General features: G+C 41.2%; 17 protein-coding genes. 14 read left to right on the top strand and 3 right to left on the bottom strand.

The features are described from left to right. The first annotated feature begins 130 nt into the window (after positions 1 to 130). Together WFI24_RS01950 and WFI24_RS01955 are read left to right on the top strand one after the other, a co-directional pair. Positions 131 to 493, top strand: a complete 363-nt coding sequence (locus WFI24_RS01950; RefSeq protein WP_336758333.1) for a hypothetical protein — start codon at positions 131 to 133, stop codon at positions 491 to 493. A gap of 188 nt (positions 494 to 681) precedes the next feature. Beyond that, a complete protein-coding gene (locus WFI24_RS01955; RefSeq protein WP_336758334.1) occupies positions 682 to 1,494 on the top strand; it encodes a hypothetical protein in 813 nt (270 codons plus the stop codon). Positions 1,495 to 2,388: 894 nt separating this feature from the next. On the opposite strand, the gene WFI24_RS01960 is transcribed toward WFI24_RS01955, so the two are convergent. Next, positions 2,389 to 3,126, bottom strand: a complete 738-nt coding sequence (locus WFI24_RS01960) for an SDR family oxidoreductase (protein ID WP_336758336.1) — start codon at positions 3,124 to 3,126, stop codon at positions 2,389 to 2,391. Between the two features lie 196 nt (positions 3,127 to 3,322). On the opposite strand from WFI24_RS01960, the gene WFI24_RS01965 reads away from it, so the two are divergent. From WFI24_RS01965 to WFI24_RS01990, 6 genes are all read left to right on the top strand, one after another. Further along, entirely contained in the window at positions 3,323 to 4,243 is a 921-nt protein-coding gene (locus tag WFI24_RS01965; RefSeq protein ID WP_336758338.1) for an AraC family transcriptional regulator, read from the top strand. Between the two features lie 158 nt (positions 4,244 to 4,401). Beyond that, positions 4,402 to 4,707 (top strand): DUF3888 domain-containing protein, encoded by a 306-nt coding sequence (locus WFI24_RS01970; RefSeq protein WP_336758763.1) that lies wholly within the window; start codon positions 4,402 to 4,404, stop codon positions 4,705 to 4,707. A 230-nt stretch (positions 4,708 to 4,937) separates the two neighbouring features. Then, positions 4,938 to 5,126: a hypothetical protein gene (locus WFI24_RS01975; RefSeq protein WP_336758340.1), complete on the top strand. Its 189-nt coding sequence runs from the start codon at positions 4,938 to 4,940 to the stop codon at positions 5,124 to 5,126. 228 nt (positions 5,127 to 5,354) lie between these two features. After that, complete coding sequence (locus WFI24_RS01980; protein ID WP_336758341.1) at positions 5,355 to 5,543, top strand: hypothetical protein; 189 nt, start codon at positions 5,355 to 5,357, stop codon at positions 5,541 to 5,543. A gap of 605 nt (positions 5,544 to 6,148) precedes the next feature. After that, the gene (locus WFI24_RS01985) at positions 6,149 to 7,339 is read left to right on the top strand and encodes a glycine C-acetyltransferase (protein ID WP_336758342.1); all 1,191 of its coding nucleotides are present in this window, start codon (positions 6,149 to 6,151) and stop codon (positions 7,337 to 7,339) included. Between the two features lie 37 nt (positions 7,340 to 7,376). Further along, positions 7,377 to 8,336: an L-threonine 3-dehydrogenase gene (locus WFI24_RS01990; RefSeq protein ID WP_336758343.1), complete on the top strand. Its 960-nt coding sequence runs from the start codon at positions 7,377 to 7,379 to the stop codon at positions 8,334 to 8,336. 437 nt (positions 8,337 to 8,773) lie between these two features. Here the strand turns inward: WFI24_RS01990 and WFI24_RS01995 are convergent, their stop codons facing one another. Beyond that, on the bottom strand, positions 8,774 to 9,772 hold the full coding sequence (locus WFI24_RS01995) for an aldo/keto reductase (protein ID WP_336758344.1): 999 nt from the start codon (positions 9,770 to 9,772) through the stop codon (positions 8,774 to 8,776). Positions 9,773 to 9,993: 221 nt separating this feature from the next. Between WFI24_RS01995 and WFI24_RS02000 the strand changes: the two genes are divergently transcribed. The 3 genes from WFI24_RS02000 (at position 9,994) to WFI24_RS02010 (ending at position 13,072) form a co-directional block, all read left to right on the top strand. Continuing rightward, positions 9,994 to 10,653, top strand: a complete 660-nt coding sequence (locus WFI24_RS02000) for a TetR/AcrR family transcriptional regulator (RefSeq protein ID WP_336758346.1) — start codon at positions 9,994 to 9,996, stop codon at positions 10,651 to 10,653. 587 nt (positions 10,654 to 11,240) lie between these two features. Next, the gene (locus WFI24_RS02005) at positions 11,241 to 11,918 is read left to right on the top strand and encodes a hypothetical protein (protein WP_336758348.1); all 678 of its coding nucleotides are present in this window, start codon (positions 11,241 to 11,243) and stop codon (positions 11,916 to 11,918) included. Positions 11,919 to 12,313: 395 nt separating this feature from the next. After that, entirely contained in the window at positions 12,314 to 13,072 is a 759-nt protein-coding gene (locus WFI24_RS02010; protein WP_336758349.1) for a formylglycine-generating enzyme family protein, read from the top strand. A gap of 240 nt (positions 13,073 to 13,312) precedes the next feature. Here the strand turns inward: WFI24_RS02010 and WFI24_RS02015 are convergent, their stop codons facing one another. Beyond that, positions 13,313 to 13,918 carry a GNAT family N-acetyltransferase gene (locus tag WFI24_RS02015; protein ID WP_336758351.1) on the bottom strand — a complete coding sequence of 202 codons (606 nt, stop codon included), beginning with the start codon at positions 13,916 to 13,918 and terminating at the stop codon, positions 13,313 to 13,315. Positions 13,919 to 14,628: 710 nt separating this feature from the next. On the opposite strand from WFI24_RS02015, the gene WFI24_RS02020 reads away from it, so the two are divergent. The 3 genes from WFI24_RS02020 (at position 14,629) to WFI24_RS02030 (ending at position 16,871) form a co-directional block, all read left to right on the top strand. Continuing rightward, on the top strand, positions 14,629 to 15,117 hold the full coding sequence (locus WFI24_RS02020; RefSeq protein WP_336758352.1) for an NUDIX hydrolase: 489 nt from the start codon (positions 14,629 to 14,631) through the stop codon (positions 15,115 to 15,117). Positions 15,118 to 15,592: 475 nt separating this feature from the next. Further along, positions 15,593 to 15,835 (top strand): response regulator transcription factor, encoded by a 243-nt coding sequence (locus WFI24_RS02025; protein WP_336758354.1) that lies wholly within the window; start codon positions 15,593 to 15,595, stop codon positions 15,833 to 15,835. A 157-nt stretch (positions 15,836 to 15,992) separates the two neighbouring features. After that, positions 15,993 to 16,871, top strand: coding sequence for a CPBP family intramembrane glutamic endopeptidase (locus WFI24_RS02030; protein WP_336758356.1), 879 nt, complete (start codon positions 15,993 to 15,995; stop codon positions 16,869 to 16,871). The last annotated feature ends 494 nt before the right edge of the window (positions 16,872 to 17,365 follow it).

A 17,365-nucleotide genomic window follows, 5' to 3' on the forward strand; every position in this document is an offset into this window, starting at 1 on the left:
ATAAAACAAGGGGGCAGCCGATCTACATGATTTGTTGCCTTTGTTCATGTAATGGACAGTTTTATTCAAAACCGTATTCAACTCCTCTTTTTGGGAAAAATAAAACATCCCAACTAAGAGGTGCTTGCATTTGAAAAAGTTAATTTTGACAATCGTTCTAGCGCTTGGGTTAACTTCGCTAATCAAAACTCCAGCTTCAGGCGAAGAAACCCTGTCATTAAAACATACAATGAAATGCTCTTTAATCCAACAGGCGCTGATAATTGAATTAAATCCTCAAATAATAAGTACTCTTCGTCAAAAGTACCACGACAACTTTTTGTACGCGAACGTCCGCGTGTTACCAATCCAAGGTACGGATAATCTGGAGGCTAATTTTATTTTGGAAATGACAGTTATGAAAGGAGAGCAGCCAGAAATAGTCCAAATGACGTTTCGACGAGATGGTCTTAATGGCTATAAGGTAGATGATATTAATGTGATTACTACTTAGAAACAAGATGAAACTAACGGGAAATGATAGCTCAATAACACAACGGGGGCAGCCGGTCAACATGATCGGGTGTCTCTATTCAATTAACGGGCAGGTTAGTTTAATGAATAACTTTCCAGTCATTGGGTAGACTACTCGCATTGGTGAGAAGTTATTTCTGCGAGTAGAATCTTATCATGGAGGATATTATGAGAGTTAAGACACTGTTTCTTCTAATGATAATAAGTTTGTTCTATTCGATGCTGTCGAGCACTGCTACAGCCTATAACATAGAATCATCCGAATTTGTGGCAGCCCCCACTGAGGGCGAAACTCGCCTGGGACCAGTTAATCGGTTTGCAAAAGCAATACTTCGAAACGATCTTGATGAGGCACAAAAATATGTAGAAAAGGATTATGTGCAAATCCCCGAGATAAGGGGGAATTCCCAAATCAGCGGAGTACAGCTCGTTTCCTCACCAAAGTCAGATGTGAAATACCTACTAGCTCATTTTAATGATGAATTTTTAGAGGAAGAACGACTTGCTTTCATATGGGAACTAATCATAAAGGAAAATCGAATCACTAAAATTAGCATTCTGTTCGACGGAGCCAATCCGCTCGTCGATGAGGCCCGATTGATCAGGGAATACCAACTGAGGTTCAAAAGGGACGTACTGGTACCCTCTGAGTTTCCGTTCGAGATAACTCACTTCGACGGATACGTGGATGGTCATGAATCACTTGAACTAATCTATCGAAACAAAGCACTGAATGGCTTCTTCCGGGTCAAAGTATTCCCAGTCGTAGTAGAACTGAAGCGGTACAAAGGAAAGGACGATGTGTATTATCAACTAAAAGACGGAACGAAAGCAATATACCGGCCTAAATTCGAATTGGGATATGAACTTCGATTCCAGAAAAACGGGATGCAATATACGCTTGCGATTGGAAACAAGAAAATTTTGAAAGCGAAGTTTAAAGCAACAGACTTACTCAAACTTGCCAATTCTATGATATAGAGAATCAAGAGCAGTTCGGGGCTTGCTTGCGCTAACTCACAATGTCTAGAAAGCATAAGGTTAGATTAGGGTAATCTATGATTGAATAGGAGCAGCCGACCAATGTGATCGGTTGCTTTTTTTCAGCCAACGGGCAGGATACTTTAAGTACAACGTTCAAAAGTATTTAAAGTTAATAATCAAGATGAATTTTTCCTTGGTGTTTCTAAAGAATTAATGAGGGCTGCCTATTTGTTGGAACAGAAGAAGGCATAAACTTTAAATTTGAAATGGATGACATCATTGAGATTTAGTTCAATTTAGTTTAAACGACTTTGTGGCAAAAAGTGAGTTAGAGAAAAAAAGACTGCACATCCACTGTTTAATTAGAAGTTTTGAGATTTTAACGCTCCTGATTGGAGCGAATGGGATGAGCAAGCCCGACGCTTCTACTATGAAAATTTGTTAAATAACACTCCCTATATTGATATGGACTTTTTGTGTTAACGGGAACGATACTAGAAAAGGAAGGACCATCCCACAAAGGATGGCCTTTAAACTTGCCGTTACATAAGAGTAATGGTGTCGAGGGACAAGAACATAGTCCCATTGAAGTCGCTAATATAGCGTTCTTTTTATTTTATTGCACAGGGCATTGATTCAGCCTTAAATAGTCAGTGGGCAAGAACTTGTACCGATTACCATTATGCATATAACTAAACGTTTTCCTTGTTAATTCATTAAGCTATAACGGGCAGGAGAGTTTAAAGACAGCTAGGCCGAAGTTTCTCCCACACGATCAGCAGCTTCATTTCCTTAAAGGGTAGAAGAATTCAATTTGGAATAGACAAATATATACTTCCGAGATTAGTCACATCTGAAGTTCAAATCATTCTCATTTTCAAACTGTATAGCTTAGACCTGTGCAGTCGGTCGGATTACAATCTCATTCACATCAATATCATTTGGTTGCTCTATTGCGAATGCTATAGCGCGAGCAACCGCATCCGGCGGCATCGCCAACTCGTCTCGAATAGCCGTGAGACGGTCCTTTACCTCCTTATTTGTTAAACCCTCCGTGAAATTTGTATGCACTATTCCTGGCGATATGATTGTTACACGTAATTGTTTGCCAGCCTCTTGGCGAAGCCCCTCTGAAATTGCACGAACAGCGAACTTCGTGGCAGAATAGACAGATTGATTCGGTACTGTTTTATGTCCAGCGGTAGAAGCAGTGTTGACAAAATGACCAAAACCCTGTTTACGAAAAATAGGCAACGCAGCTGCGATACCGTAAAGCACGCCCTTCATGTTGATATCGATCATTGACTCCCAGTCCTCAACACGCAATTCATCAAGAGGTGAAATCGGCATAACGCCGGCATTGTTAATGAATACATCAAGCTTGCCGTACTGTTCGCAGGCTAGCGTGACAAGCCTGGACAAGTCTTCTCGCCGTCTTACATCTGTGCTTACATAAACGGCCTCACCGCCCCGTTTCATAATGCGCCTCGCAAGTGCTTCTAGTCGTTCCGCACCTCTCGCTCCAAGCACAATCTTAGCACCGCGTTCGGCAAGCAGGAGTGCCGCTGCTTCGCCAATTCCACTGCTTGCGCCTGTAATAACGATGACTTTGTTTTTGATTCCTGACATAATTATGTTCTCTTTTACGCTCATGGTTAAATCCTTCTTTCTACTGATTATGTTTGCAAGTGTCGTTGACGTCACTAGTAGAAGTATATAAAAGAGTGATTAATATCAGGTAGACGATTACTGCACTTTTTTTGCCTAATCCTGTCTGTCTGGCTACAATAAAATTAAAAAATCTACAGAATAAGGAGGGGGAATTATGGAACAACTCTTCCCGAGGCTTACCATTTCAACCTATCAGCAAGAGTTGGCTCGACTAATTCAACTGCATGCACCGATAGATGGTACACACAATACAGCCATTGCTGAGCTATATTTCAGAAGGGCATCGAGCGAAATGGAGCCGACGCATACTGTCAATATGCCCTCCCTTTACGTGATCGTCCAAGGCTCTAAAATCGCCACTTTGGCTGGTGAAAATATCCGATACGATTCAGCTACTTATATGGTAACCTCCGTCCATTTACCCGTTATCGGTAGAATTACTGATGCATCACCGCAGCTGCCCTATTTAAGTTTGCAATTAACGCTTAATCCAGATGTTCTTCTGGAAATCGCCAATAAGATCAGTCCCCAGAGAAGCAGGGAGACTGGACGAGGAATATTGGTGAATACATCTACGCTCTCTTTATTAGATGCAGTACTTCGACTTGTCCAACTTTTGAATACACCTAAGGATATTCCAATGCTTGCTCCACTGACCATACGTGAAATATTTTATCGGGTGCTACAGGGCGAGCAGGGAGCATTGCTCCGTCAGTTTGCGCTGGCCGGAAGCTATGCACATGGCATATCTGAAGCGATCCACCTCATTAAACGAGATTATTCTGAGCCTCTTGTCATTAGTGAGTTAGCAAAAAATGTTAGTATGAGTCCTACATCATTGCACAAGCATTTCAAAAGAGTAACAGGAATGAGTCCGTTGCAGTATCAAAAGATAATTAGGTTGCAAACGGCACGCCGACTGCTAATCATGGAAAAATTGGATGCGGCTACGGTGAGTTTTCGAGTTGGTTACGAAAGCCCTTCTCAGTTCAGTCGGGAATACGCCCGCTTATTCGGACGTCCGCCGATAAGTGATGTTAAGCACCTCCGCGATTCGTTATATGGTCATCAATGATTTCCATAATCTCTTGGATTACTTATTCTTCAGCAAACGGCAAGATAGCAAAATAAATTATCTTCATTTAGTGAAAAATGCCTTTAAAAATCCTGGGGATGAGGGTTTCAGAAATGAAAAGATTTATCAGATCATTGCTAACGGTCATCATTTTCTTGATGACAATTCAGCCCGTTTTTTCAAAGCTAAACGATAACGATGAACCATTGAAACGGCTTGTACTTACTTTGTTAACTCCAAAAATACAGGAACAGATTAACCGATACTATAAAAATAAATTAACCGTATCACCTATGTTTACGCCTTTTTTAGATGGAACCGATATAGACGTTAAATATTATTCTTCACATATTGATGTCCGGGTTAAAACAATCCCGTACGTAGGACCTCATTTGGATGTGGGGATCGACTCGATGAGATTTAGTATAGATAACTCCGGATCAATAGTGGTTCAAGAGTATTAGCACATTAAGGATTACGACTTGCCTCCAAACTGGCAAGAAATTATTAAAACCGATTGAACTAACGGGAAACGATAACTTAATAATAGTAAGACAGCAGCCGACCATCGTGATCGGCTGTTTTGTTCAAGTAAATTTTTTATATTCAAAATAAATCGAAACAAGGGGAATTCAATGAGTATGAGTAAATATCAAAGGCCACGCCCATTGGAATAATCTAAGGAGAGGATCAGATGTATCTAAAAGAATTTGATTTAGATTTACCGTATATTCTGAATGACGAAAGCATTGAATCTATAATGAAAATACAAAAATGTGAGTACAACGAAGCAACAAAATTAGATTATGAATTGAATTGGAAATGGAAAAGACGTTCATTTAGATTGGGTGTGTTCGGCGCCAGTCCAATTCAGTTTGAATGACTTTCGTGCAAAAAATGAGTTGGAGAAAAAAAAGGTTACGCTTCGACTACTCATGGACGGGATCGAGAAACTTGCTCTACGTAATAGTTGGCAGATTGATCCATTTAGAGAAATAGCATTACAAATAGAAGAGTTAGGTTATGTAAATAAATAGAATTGGAAGAAATAGTAAAGAGTCCTAATAAGAAGTACAATGCAAAAGTCATATGCCATCATAATGTAGAGAGCATGGATATATTCATATCTATTCTACAACGAGATGGTACGCAAGCACTTTTAGAAAAGGTCGTATCAGAACAACCAGATGAATTTGCCTGTGCTAAACATTTAGGCGAACTTAAATGGGAATCTGATTTTGAAGTTGCTTTGATAAATAAAAAAGGCAATGAAAAGTATTTGGTAGCCATAGAACACTGATAATATTGTCGTTAGAAAAATTGTATAAGGACAAGAACATTAGTTCAGTGAAAGTCGCTATTTATGGCATAACCTGTTTTATTGACAAATATGACTTGCTTGAAAGCGTCGACTTTTTCAAAAGAAACGAGTGTCTATTATATTGAAGAGGCAGCTTTTGCTACAGGCGAACATGATGATCCGAACAGCGCTGTTGGCATGGGTAATGCTAGCACCTTAAGCTATGGAACTATAGTGGTCAGGAGAGCCTAACCTCGGCAAGCGCTTCCGTACGGAGTCATCTCATTGCGTTTGCCGCGGAAGAATCCCATTTGAACCGGGGTAAATCGATTGATTTAAAGGAATAAGCAAAAGAAATAATGTCTGCACAAGAAGTTACCGAGCAGCAAAAGATATAAGCAAAGTTAGTAGCGATTGCTTCCGGGAATGGGGAAAGCAATCGCTATGTTTTTTTGCGGATATTTTTATTTTTTGTCCGCCACATGTGTACAATAAATAAAAAAGATGATACATTGAAATTAGTTTAATTCCTTTTATAACAGGGTTTTTCGGATGAATACTATGTCTCCTGCACAAGGACATACGTATATCGAGGAGGGAATGGAATGTCAAGTCAAGCATTGGACCAATTTTTAAGTTCGAACATCGAAGATCTAAAGACTAAAGGTCTATATAACGTCATCGATACGCTGCAGGGTGCAAATGGTCCTGTTATTCGTATCGCCGGAAAGTCCCTAATCAATTTGTCTTCCAATAATTATTTGGGACTGGCAACAGATTACCGCCTGATTGATGCTTCAGTTAAGGCGTCGCAGACATACGGGGCAGGCGCAGGGGCTGTGAGAACAATTAATGGTACGATGGATCTTCATATTGTGCTTGAAAAAAAACTGGCCCGTTTCAAAAAAACGGAAGCCGTTATCGTATATCAATCGGGATTTAACTGCAATATGGCTGCTATATCCGCGGTAATGGACCAGCATGATGCGATTTTATCAGATGAGCTGAACCACGCTTCGATTATTGATGGCTGCCGCCTGTCGAGAGCCAAGGTGATTCGCTTTAAGCATGCGGATATGAATGATTTAAGACAGCAGGCGAAAGATGCCAAGGAATCCGGTCAGTACCATAAAATTATGGTCATCACGGACGGGGTTTTCTCCATGGATGGTGATATAGCAAAGCTGCCCGAAATCGTGAAAATAGCAGAAGAATTCGATCTGATTACTTATGTAGATGATGCCCACGGTTCGGGCGTTCTCGGAGCAGGTGCGGGAACCGTGAAGCATTTTGGATTGTCCGACCGCATTGACTTTCAAATTGGTACTCTTTCCAAGGCGATCGGCGTTGTCGGCGGTTATGTGGCGGGTAAAAAACAACTGATCGAATGGTTGAAGCTGAGAAGCCGTCCGTTTCTGTTCTCGACATCGCTACCTCCGGCTGTAATCGCTTCTTGCAGCGCTTCTGTCGACATTTTGATGAATGACAAAGAGCTGATCGAGAAGCTGTGGGAGAATGGAAATGATTTGAAAAATGGCTTGAGCCAGCTTGGATATGATGTAGGCCTAAGCGAAACGCCGATCACACCTTGTATCATTGGCGATGAAGTAACCACCCAACAGTTCAGCAAAAGGCTCTATGAAGAAGGCGTTTACGCCAAGGCAATCCTGTTTCCGACGGTTCCGAAAGGAACCGGAAGAATACGCAACATGCCGACAGCTGCCCATACCAAGGAGATGCTCGACCAGGTGATCTCCGTTTATGAGAAAGTTGGCAAGGAAATGAAGCTGATTTAGCTGCATTCGCGGGAGTATATTTCGGGAGGAATGTCTTATGAACAAGATTTTGGTGACCGGAGCACTGGGCCAAATCGGTTCTGAGTTAGTTGTTAAATTACGTGAAATTTATGGTGCGGATCACGTCGTTGCTACGGATCTCAGGTCATCAGCCCACGAAATTACCCGATCCGGGCCATTCGAGCTGCTGGACGTGACGAATGATAAGGCGATGTTCGAAATCGCCAAGCGGTACGAAGTTGATACCGTCATCCATTTGGCTGCGCTGCTGTCGGCTACCGCAGAGGAGAAACCGCTGCTTGCCTGGAATTTGAATATGGGCGGATTGATGAATGCACTTGAAATATCCAGGGAGCTCGGCTGCCAATTTTTCACTCCAAGCTCCATTGGATCTTTTGGTCCTTCGACTCCGAAAGACAATACCCCGCAGGATACGATCCAGAGGCCCAATACGATGTACGGCGTGAACAAAGTGTCCGGCGAACTGCTTTGTGATTATTATTTTCACAAATACGGCCTGGATACTAGGGGGCTGAGATTCCCGGGTTTGATATCTTATATGACGCCTCCCGGCGGAGGAACGACGGATTACGCGGTGGAAATTTATTACGCAGCCGTGACGGCTGGCCGGTATACATCTTATATCGCCAAGGACTCAAACATGGACATGATGTATATGCCGGATGCCCTGAACGCTATCATCGAATTGATGGAAGCGGATTCTTCCCGGTTGAAGCACCGAAATTCATTTAATGTCACCGCAATGAGCGTGGATCCGGAGGCGATCGCTGCAGCGATTCGGGATGAGATTCCAGGCTTTATCCTCGATTATGACGTTGATCCGAAGAGACAGGCGATTGCCGATAGCTGGCCGCATTCCATTGATGCGACGGCAGCGAAAACAGAATGGGGATTTCATGCCCGCTACGACCTGAAGGCGATGACGAAGGATATGCTTTCACAGCTAAGCGAGAGACAAATACTTCGCAAGGCTTAAAGTTATTATGAATTCGCTGTGCAAAGCGAGTAGAAATACAAAAGAAGCTGCATCAAGAGGTTTGACGATACCCCGACCTTTTGTTGCAGCTTCTTTTTTCATCCTCCAGCCCAGACATTTCCGTGTCTGTGGCTTTTCAGATAAAGAACACGGCATAAAGTTTGCAACAGGACGGACCGAGGTATGAGGTATGCAAAATAAAACACAGAAGTGAAAGAAAGGGAGCTGTTTATTACAAGTTTGTCTAGGGACAAGAACATGATCCCATTGAAGTCGCTATTTTAGCAGCTTTTTTATTTTATCGGTACAAGAGGCAAAAATGATACTCAGTTGAACAGGATGATACGGAGTTTTAAGTGTGTTGATAAAAAACAGCTAACTAAGACTATGTCCTTAGTTAGCTGTTTTTTATTCATCTTTTTAATTTTCTATAGAAGTTACGAATCTCTTGTGAAATTCTCCATCATTCCAGCTGGATACCGGCTACCGGCTGATCCGTGTGGAAGGATCTCCTTAATACGTTGAAGATCAGCTTCTGTAAGTTTAACGTAAGCAGCAGCAACGTTTTGCTCAACCCGCTTAGCACTTCGTGTACCCGGGATCGGAACGACATCTTCTCCCTGGGCGAGAAGCCAAGCCAGTGCCAATTCGGCTACAGAAATACCTTTGTTAGAAGCCAGTTCATTAAGTTGTTCCGTTGCTCGTAAATTGTAGGTATAATTTTCGCCTTGCCAGCGCTCGTCGTAACGGCGCATATCGTCTTCCGCGTACTCTTGGGCTGGTTTAACAGCACCTGTCAGGAACCCTCTGCCTAGAGGAGAGTAAGGCACTAAACCTATACCGAGTTCATTCAATGTCTTTCGTATATTGTTGTCCTCAATCTCGCGTTCGAATATCGAGTATTCAGTCTGAAGCATAGAGACCGGGGTAACCGCGTGAGCTTTACGAATTGTGTTTGAACCGGTGTTGCTCAAACCGAAATATTTAACTTTGCCTTCTTTGATAAGGTCTCCGACGACCCCTGCTACTTCTTCGATAGGAACATCGGGATCTGGGATATGCTGATAGAACACATCAATGTAATCAGTCTGCAGATAGCGAAGACTGTTCTCAGCTACCTTACGAATATTTTCTGGCCGGCTGTTAAAACGTGTTCCAATCTGCTCGGCTGTCATATCAAAGCCAAACTTGGTGGCCAGTACTACCTTGTCACGAAAATCCTTTACAGCTTTACCCAGCAACTGTTCATTGTGACCATTTCCATATCCATATAATTCTGCCGTATCAAAAAAGTTAACTCCAAGCTCATAAGCTCGACGAATAGTTGCTATTGCTTCATCTTCATTTGAAGGACCGTATGCCATTGTCATCCCCATCGTACCCAAACCAATAGAAGAGACTTTTAAACCTTGTTGACCAAGACTTCGGGTTTGCATTTTTGTTCCTCCTTAAATAATTCTATCACCTAAATGTTTATAGCCGTATCCAATCCTAGCTCGTTCAATATGAATTTTCATCACTGTTTTTCATAGGAACAAAAACATAATATCATGGGAGTTGAATGAAGTAAACAATAAGTATATAAAGTGTCTATTTAGTATAATTTGTTTAAAATAATGATTATGAGATATAATATAATTTATAAGGGGGCAGTTAGATGGAACGGCAGATTGAAAAACAACATCAGATGAGGCAAAAGCTTACTAATAGATTGTTATTACACGTTAGTAAAAATGGGTTTCAAGGTTTGAAAATGGATGAAATCTCAAAGATTATGGATATAAGCAGGGCGACTTTATATAAATATTTCTCTACCAAAGAAGATATTATTTCGTTTATTGTGAGTACATTTGTCGAATACATCCACGGAATTATTGAAGATTCTGATGCTGATCAAGTATTTGTTCAGCGATTTCAGCAAACATTTGAACAAACAATCTTATTAAAAGAGTTCATCACAGACATTTTCTTAAGGGAACTTGAAAATAGTTATCCTGAGAACTATGAGCGACTAAAAGAAGCCATGAAGCAACGAGAATATCAGGAATTGGCTTTTTATGATGAAGGAATAAAAGAGGGTTTTTTTAATAAGATTGATGGTAGGCTTATCATTATGCAAGATGAGATTCTAAGTAACGTTTTAGATGTAAAGTACCTGATGGAGAACCATTTGACAGTGTATCAGGTGCTATTTGACTATTACAATCTAAAGAAAATTCAGTTGTTTAAACCTGATAAAATTAAAATGATGGATGACAACTTGATGATCCCTAAAATTGAGTGCATGGCACAAAAAATTTCAAAAAACTTATATTAATCTTAGCAAATTTGGATTATCTAATTTTCTATAAAGTAAACACGTCTTAAGCTTAAGTTGGGCATTTTTCCGTGATATATTAGGAGCATAGAAAAAGGACGGCTGCACAACATTCAAAGTCGCTCATTTAGCGGCTTTTTTGTTTTAAGGATGTCGAGGGACAAGAACATAGTCCGATTACCGATTAGGCATAAAACTAAACGATTCTTTTCCTCGTTAATTCATTAAGCTAACGGGCAGGTTAGCTTAATAGGAACGTCCTGGGTGTGTGAGCAACGCCGGCGGGGGCTAAGAAGCTGCGTGGATCTCGTCCGGATCGGAGAGAGCAGTGGCGTGTCGGTCGCCTGGGCTTCAGCTGTTCTGTGAAAATAAAGTTGTAGACTGGCAGCCGGCATTAGCCAACGCGCAGGATAACGGAACCATTAGATGGACTTATTGTTCTCATATGATACAATATATCCCAGAAATATCTGTGGGTTAATGAAAAGCACTGATAAACTAATAAGAGACCAGCACAAAAAAGTGGTAGTTTTATGGATATGCAATAGTCGCCGAATGGAACTCGGTACTAAAAGGAGGCAGGACACATGCTAGAAGAACAGGAAAAATTCGCGGGCGAAGGATATAACAGGTCGTACGCAATTGCTACGGGTATGCCGATTTTGAATCTTAGGGGTAGCATACCGCGTGAAGGTAACGGCCAACTACCGTTTCCGTGGGTGACAACGGGCATCAGGATTGATAAAGAACAGATGTTGGAAACCGTTATGAAGCAAAAGACACTCGAGTATTTGTTTAATATGCAATTCAGTAAGGAGGAGATGACCGACCGCAATTTGGTTGTAGGCTGTTATGAATACAGGAATCCGAATGACAAGGAACAAATATTGCTATATGCGCTGGTTTCGTTGAAGGAATTTCTCGCGAGATACGGCGATGAACGGGCATCGGAGATTCAGATGCGAGTTGGCTGCACATACGAGAAGATTATGGAGGAATGCGATGAAGCCATTGAAGAACACTTTGCAGTGTTGCGCCGGTCACTTCATTTAAAGAATTTGAGGGACAAATATGATGTCGTTTACGAGTGGAGTGAAGAGGAAGGGGTAAAGACGTACATAATCAGATACACCAAATCGAGTTATACGAAGATTAAAGCTAAATCATTCGAAGAGTTGACCAATCTCTATAATGAGCAACGGAAGAAGGATGCAAAGAAGACGTTTGCGATTCTGGAACCGTTAGAAGCATTTATGCAAGCCTAAGAAAACCGCCCCTTTACGGGGCGGTTATTCAACATTTCATCGAAAGAAGATTCGAGGAATATGGTCGAATGGGGACTGATGGAAGACGTTGATCCAGCCGATTATTTCGGCAAAACCATGGAGGTAGAACGATTTAAGGCGATTGGAAGCCTAGCGATTCAGGGAGAAATTCTGAACTGAATTTAGTCATGGAAAACATTAGCATAATAAACAGCTGATCCATGTGATCGGCTGCTTTTGTTCAAGTAACGGGCAGGATACTTTCAAGATTAGACGCGGTGAACCACACTAAAAGTATCGACGAGTTTATCGTCGTTAGCAACTATTAAGCAGGGTAATACAGTTTCTGGGTCGAATTTGGTTGGCGGTAAGTTAGAGTGGGGTGGGAATAAGATATGGAAAAGTACGGAAGTGACAAGGCACGTTTTCTAAAAGAAATAATGGATTTGATGGTACCCATAAAAGGCGGATCAATTGAACTACGCGATTTTCTTAATACAGATAAATGGCTTAGTACTGATTACACTTTATCTAACCCAGGAAGTAGTAAAAAGACTATAACGTGGACTGAAGCTATAGAGCCATTCCATGTAATGAAGTATCCAGTAACACAGCAGTTATATCATTTTGTCATGCATGAAGAAGAAATAGAGCCGATTGTGAGTAAGCTGCCAATTACGGAAGTGTCGTGGATGGATGCTATTGCTTTCTGTAATGAGTTATCGAGAAAGCTTGGCAGGATGGAATGTTACACAGTTACAAACGAAAGTGAGAACACAATATATAACAAAATAGCGAATGGATTTCGATTACTGTCAGACGCTGAATGGCAGTATGCATGCAAAGCAGGATCAACGGAATATCGGTATGCAAGAATTGATCAAATTGCATGGTATCAAGGAAATTCCAATGGATCTGTTCATAAAGTAGGACAGTTGCTTCCTAATCCATGGGGACTTTATGACTTGATCGGTAACGTCTGGGAATGGTGCTGGGATCTATATGATGCTGAACGATATGGGAACTATAGAGTTTTCAGGGGAGGCAGTTGGGCTGAAGTGGAGAACAATTGTGGTTCTACGAGTAGAAGGAAAAGCATGCCCAATTTCAAAATAGATGATCTTGGTTTTAGAATAGCACTTACAAATCCTTGAGAAAACGACACCTACCGTATGCTCAAGTCGTTGAGCATACGGTAGGTGTTCAACTAACGAAGAAACTATAGCTCAATAATACAAAGAAAGCCAGATCAACGTGATCGGCTGCTTTTGTTCAAGTAACGGGCAGAATAGCTAAATAAGGCCCTTGTTACGATGGGCTTTTATTGAGCTTACCAATGGCATTTGGCTAGGAAAATATCAGGGTGCTTCTTTTACTTTCTTTTGTACAAACATCTATCTTGTGTTTTTTGGCGAGTATTTTATATGGATCATATGTTCAAGAGTGCTTTTTACCTCAGGCCAGTCGTTATCCGTAATGCTATAAAAAACATTGTCATGAAATCTACCTTGAGTATCCCGCCTATGCTTCCTAAATATGCCTTCTTTAGTTGCCCCAATCCGTTCTATCGCTCGCTGTGACCTTATGTTATAGCCGCTGATGGAAAATTGCACGCGGACTAGCGCTAATTGTTCGAAGCAATAATTTAACAGTAAAAACTTACATTCCGTATTTACACCTGTACGCCAGTAAGTTGGTGTTAGCCATGTCCAGCCGATTTCCGCATTTTGATTGATCATATCAATATCTCCGATTCTTGTGGTTCCAATAATTTTTTCCGACATGAGTTCGACGATGACGAAAGGGAGTTGGGTACCATGAAGCTGGTTTTGTATGGCTTGATCGATTAAATGCTTAATATCATCATATGTTGCATTTTTTCTCCAAGTAAATTCCCATATGTTTGGATTCATCAGTGTTTCAAGTAAATCTTCTTTATGTTTAGATTCTAGGGGTAAGAGTTTTATTGTCTTGCCTATTAAAGTAACATTTTGATTCATGGCATTTACACCTCCGATTCCATTGTGATTCATTATCTTAACGTGGTGGGATTAGTATATATTTATTGGTATCGACGTTGAATGCATTAACCGTTGAATTATTATACTTTCATGCATCACAAATTCTCTACAGGTGTTCTATTAAGTTCAACTAACGAGCAGGATAGTTTAGTGAAGGTGGAGGATAAATTCAGATAGAATTCAATAACAAAACCAAGGTAACTTAATAAATTTTAGTTATACTGGGAAGATCAATGTTGAAACGAATGCCCTTTGAACGTCCAACGGAGCATTATGACGAACGAATTTATAAAATTGACGAACAAATTTGTGAAATGTTAAAACTTCGGAAGCAGCTTTCAAATAACAATCTTGGTTTCCCGCCATTTGAATATATCTCTAATGGGCTGAAACTTTTGAACTTTACGAGGACGTAGAAATGTTAGCTTAAAGCATCCTCGTGATCAACTGCGGTTTACAACTAGTGGATGATAATAGGGATCGTTGCAGAAAAGCTGACGATCCTTTTTATATACCTTTAGGGACGGTAGAGAACGAAGAAATTATATTAGAGTGATAATGCCTCATTAAGCCAACGGGCAGGTTGGTTCAATCATGCCGGCAGTATCTTTTAGAAATCCACAAAGGCAGGAAAGTGTAGGAATTGTGTGGAATAAATATACAACTTTATCTTATTTGGAGGTTGTAAAATGGCGTTCCCGACACATATTGTATCTGCAGGCGGAATTGTAGAAGATGGAACTGGAAATATCCTTTTAGTAAAAGCTCATGACGATGGTTGGGTGTATCCTGGTGGGATAACTGAAGTAGGAGAAAACCTGATTGATGGCGTCATTCGTGAAATCAAAGAGGAAAGTGGAATAGATGCCACGGTTAGCCATTTGATTAGTGTTGTTTCGAATACAGCAATCCATAAGTGGTATGACGGTGTGACTGATGTCCCTACGAAGGTCATGTTTGATTTCGTGTGTAAAGCTGTGGGTGGAGAGTTAGCTACTTCTAATGAAACGAGCGAATGTAGGTGGGTACCACAGGAAAATGTTCTGGATTTGATTACTTTACCTGGAATCCGCATGCGTTATGAAGCTTATTTGAACTTTAACGGATCTGTGAATTATATGGAGTATATTACTGCGTCAACGACAGAGTTTGATGTCAAGCTTCAAAGAAGTGTTTAGTTGTACTAGGGTATAGTGTATTAAGCAAACGGGAACGATAGCTCAATAAAATTAAATGAACAAAAAACAGCCGATAACGTGACTGGCTGTTTTTTTGTTCATTTAGTTAGCACTATAAGTTGAAGTTTAGGGAGTACAATGAATAGGTCCGAGATAAACAAGGTTCGTTTGCCTGGGAGAAACAGAGGGCAGGTGTTATATCCAACACTGAGCAAAAGACGCATTCTTACTATGCACGATTCGGGCTAAAGAGGAGCCTGCAGTTATCGATGTCCACTACATTTTGGTTGAATCCTGTAAGGGCGCGCTTTGGCCGTTGGCTTTTCATTCATAATTTTTTCTTCATAGGAATTTCGAAGCTCCAGTCTCCGGTGAGCAGATCCTGCTGAGGCGGGTCATCGGACAGGACTAACTGCCGGGATGACGGGTGGTTCATGCGGGAGGGACGTTAATCTCGCAGGAGATGGCGAGTAAAATGATCAAAAGTATGAATACGGTATCCGCTATTAAAAATAATGAATATGGGCTTAGTAGCCGTGAAATTGAAGTATTACATAAGCTGGCTTCTGGCATGCGTAATCAAGAAATTGCAGAGGCTTTGTATCTTAGTGAAGGAACGGTTAAGAATTATATTTCAGCGATCTACTCAAAACTCAATGTAAAGGGAGGACAAGGCGCGGCCCGCAAAGCCAGAGACCCGGGAATCATGAATAACTAAGATAAACATACCTAAGAAGCCGGCAACTTATATAGTTGCCGGCTTCTTAGGGGTATAGTCACATGACTTTATCATGACAAAAGTGCACTGTCACTTTATGACTTTTTCAGCCTATACTCATAACTATCATCAATCTATAAAGGGGCTGACTCAAGATATGAAGAAAAGATCTGCACACAAAGAACATTCGCAGATGGATGAAAAATTAAGCAAATGGAATTTGTTTTGGCACTTCCCAATCATCTGGATGATAGCGGGGACCATCGGTATAATTCTTGTGGATGCGCTCATCCGGCCGCTAGTAGAGCAAGCACCGGGCTTGGTTTCTCTTCTGTTGACATTAACGTTGGGCTTTCTGGCGATCATGGTCTATATGCTCATCATGAAATATTTGGCTCGTCGGTCCATTCCTGAATTATCAAGAAAGGGCGCAGGAGTTGAAGCTGTTATGGGAGCACTCACCGGGCTTATCTTTATTGCCCTATCTACTATTATTATTGTTTTATTGGGAGGTTACACCTTTCAATGGGCAAATGATGCGGACACGGTTACTGTTCTAATCGTTTCTATTGAAGCAGCTTTAGGCGCAGCCATTGTCGAGGAACTTATCTTTCGTGGACTAGTGTTTCAAGCCATAAATAAATTGCTGGGAACTTGGACCGGGCTCGCTGTCACTTCTCTATTCTTTGGAATAGCCCATCTTGGGAATACAGGAGCAACATTATGGAGCGCGTTCGCCTTATCATTAGAAGCGGGTCTTCTACTCGGAGCCGCTTATTTATGGAGACGAAATCTGTGGTTTGTTATGGGGCTACATTTTTCCTGGAATGCACTTGAAGGTTTGCTTGGCATTCCTGTTTCTGGACACAGTTCAGCCGGTCTGTTTATTGTGAAAGTGCATGGTCCTTCACTTCTCACTGGAGGTGATTTTGGACTGGAGGGGTCTGTGGTTCCGGTTATCATCAGTCTTCTGATTTCCATTCCTATGCTGTATGGGGCTATTCGCAATCGCAATCTGCCACCGAATTTCACATAAGCCATGTACAGAATTTATTAGCTAGGTTGTAGACAGAATATGTCCTGAAACCTTTGATGGCCTCGTTGTTTCAGACTAATAAGGGAGACTTTTCCTTTATCATAGTTTCCCTCACCCGCTTAATGCGGGTATTTTTTTAGTTACCAAGTAAATTCACTTCTAGATAGTAACAAAAGAAACGGTAACTACCGGATTCCGAATATCCGTATATAAAAAATACTTTTGCACTTAAACTGTATCCTACTCCTCATAGGATGAGGAACGAGTGTTCGACCACCAAGACCATTCCAATTGTTCAGACTACTAAGAACATCATTATGAGAAAACAGTATTTACTTAAGAAAAGGTCCGGCTGCTGGAGTCTAAACTAAACTTAAGCCGCATATCAGGGAAATGCTTCGTAACTCGCAGCAGGAGCCAGCTACTAACCAAGCAGTAGAAAATGAAATGTGCTCGCGTGGTCGAGGGGTCAAGATCAAGCTAGGTATTAAATT

It is taken from the genome of Paenibacillus sp. USHLN196 (genome assembly GCF_037144955.1).
In the GTDB taxonomy this organism is placed as follows: domain Bacteria; phylum Bacillota; class Bacilli; order Paenibacillales; family Paenibacillaceae; genus Paenibacillus; species Paenibacillus xylanexedens_C.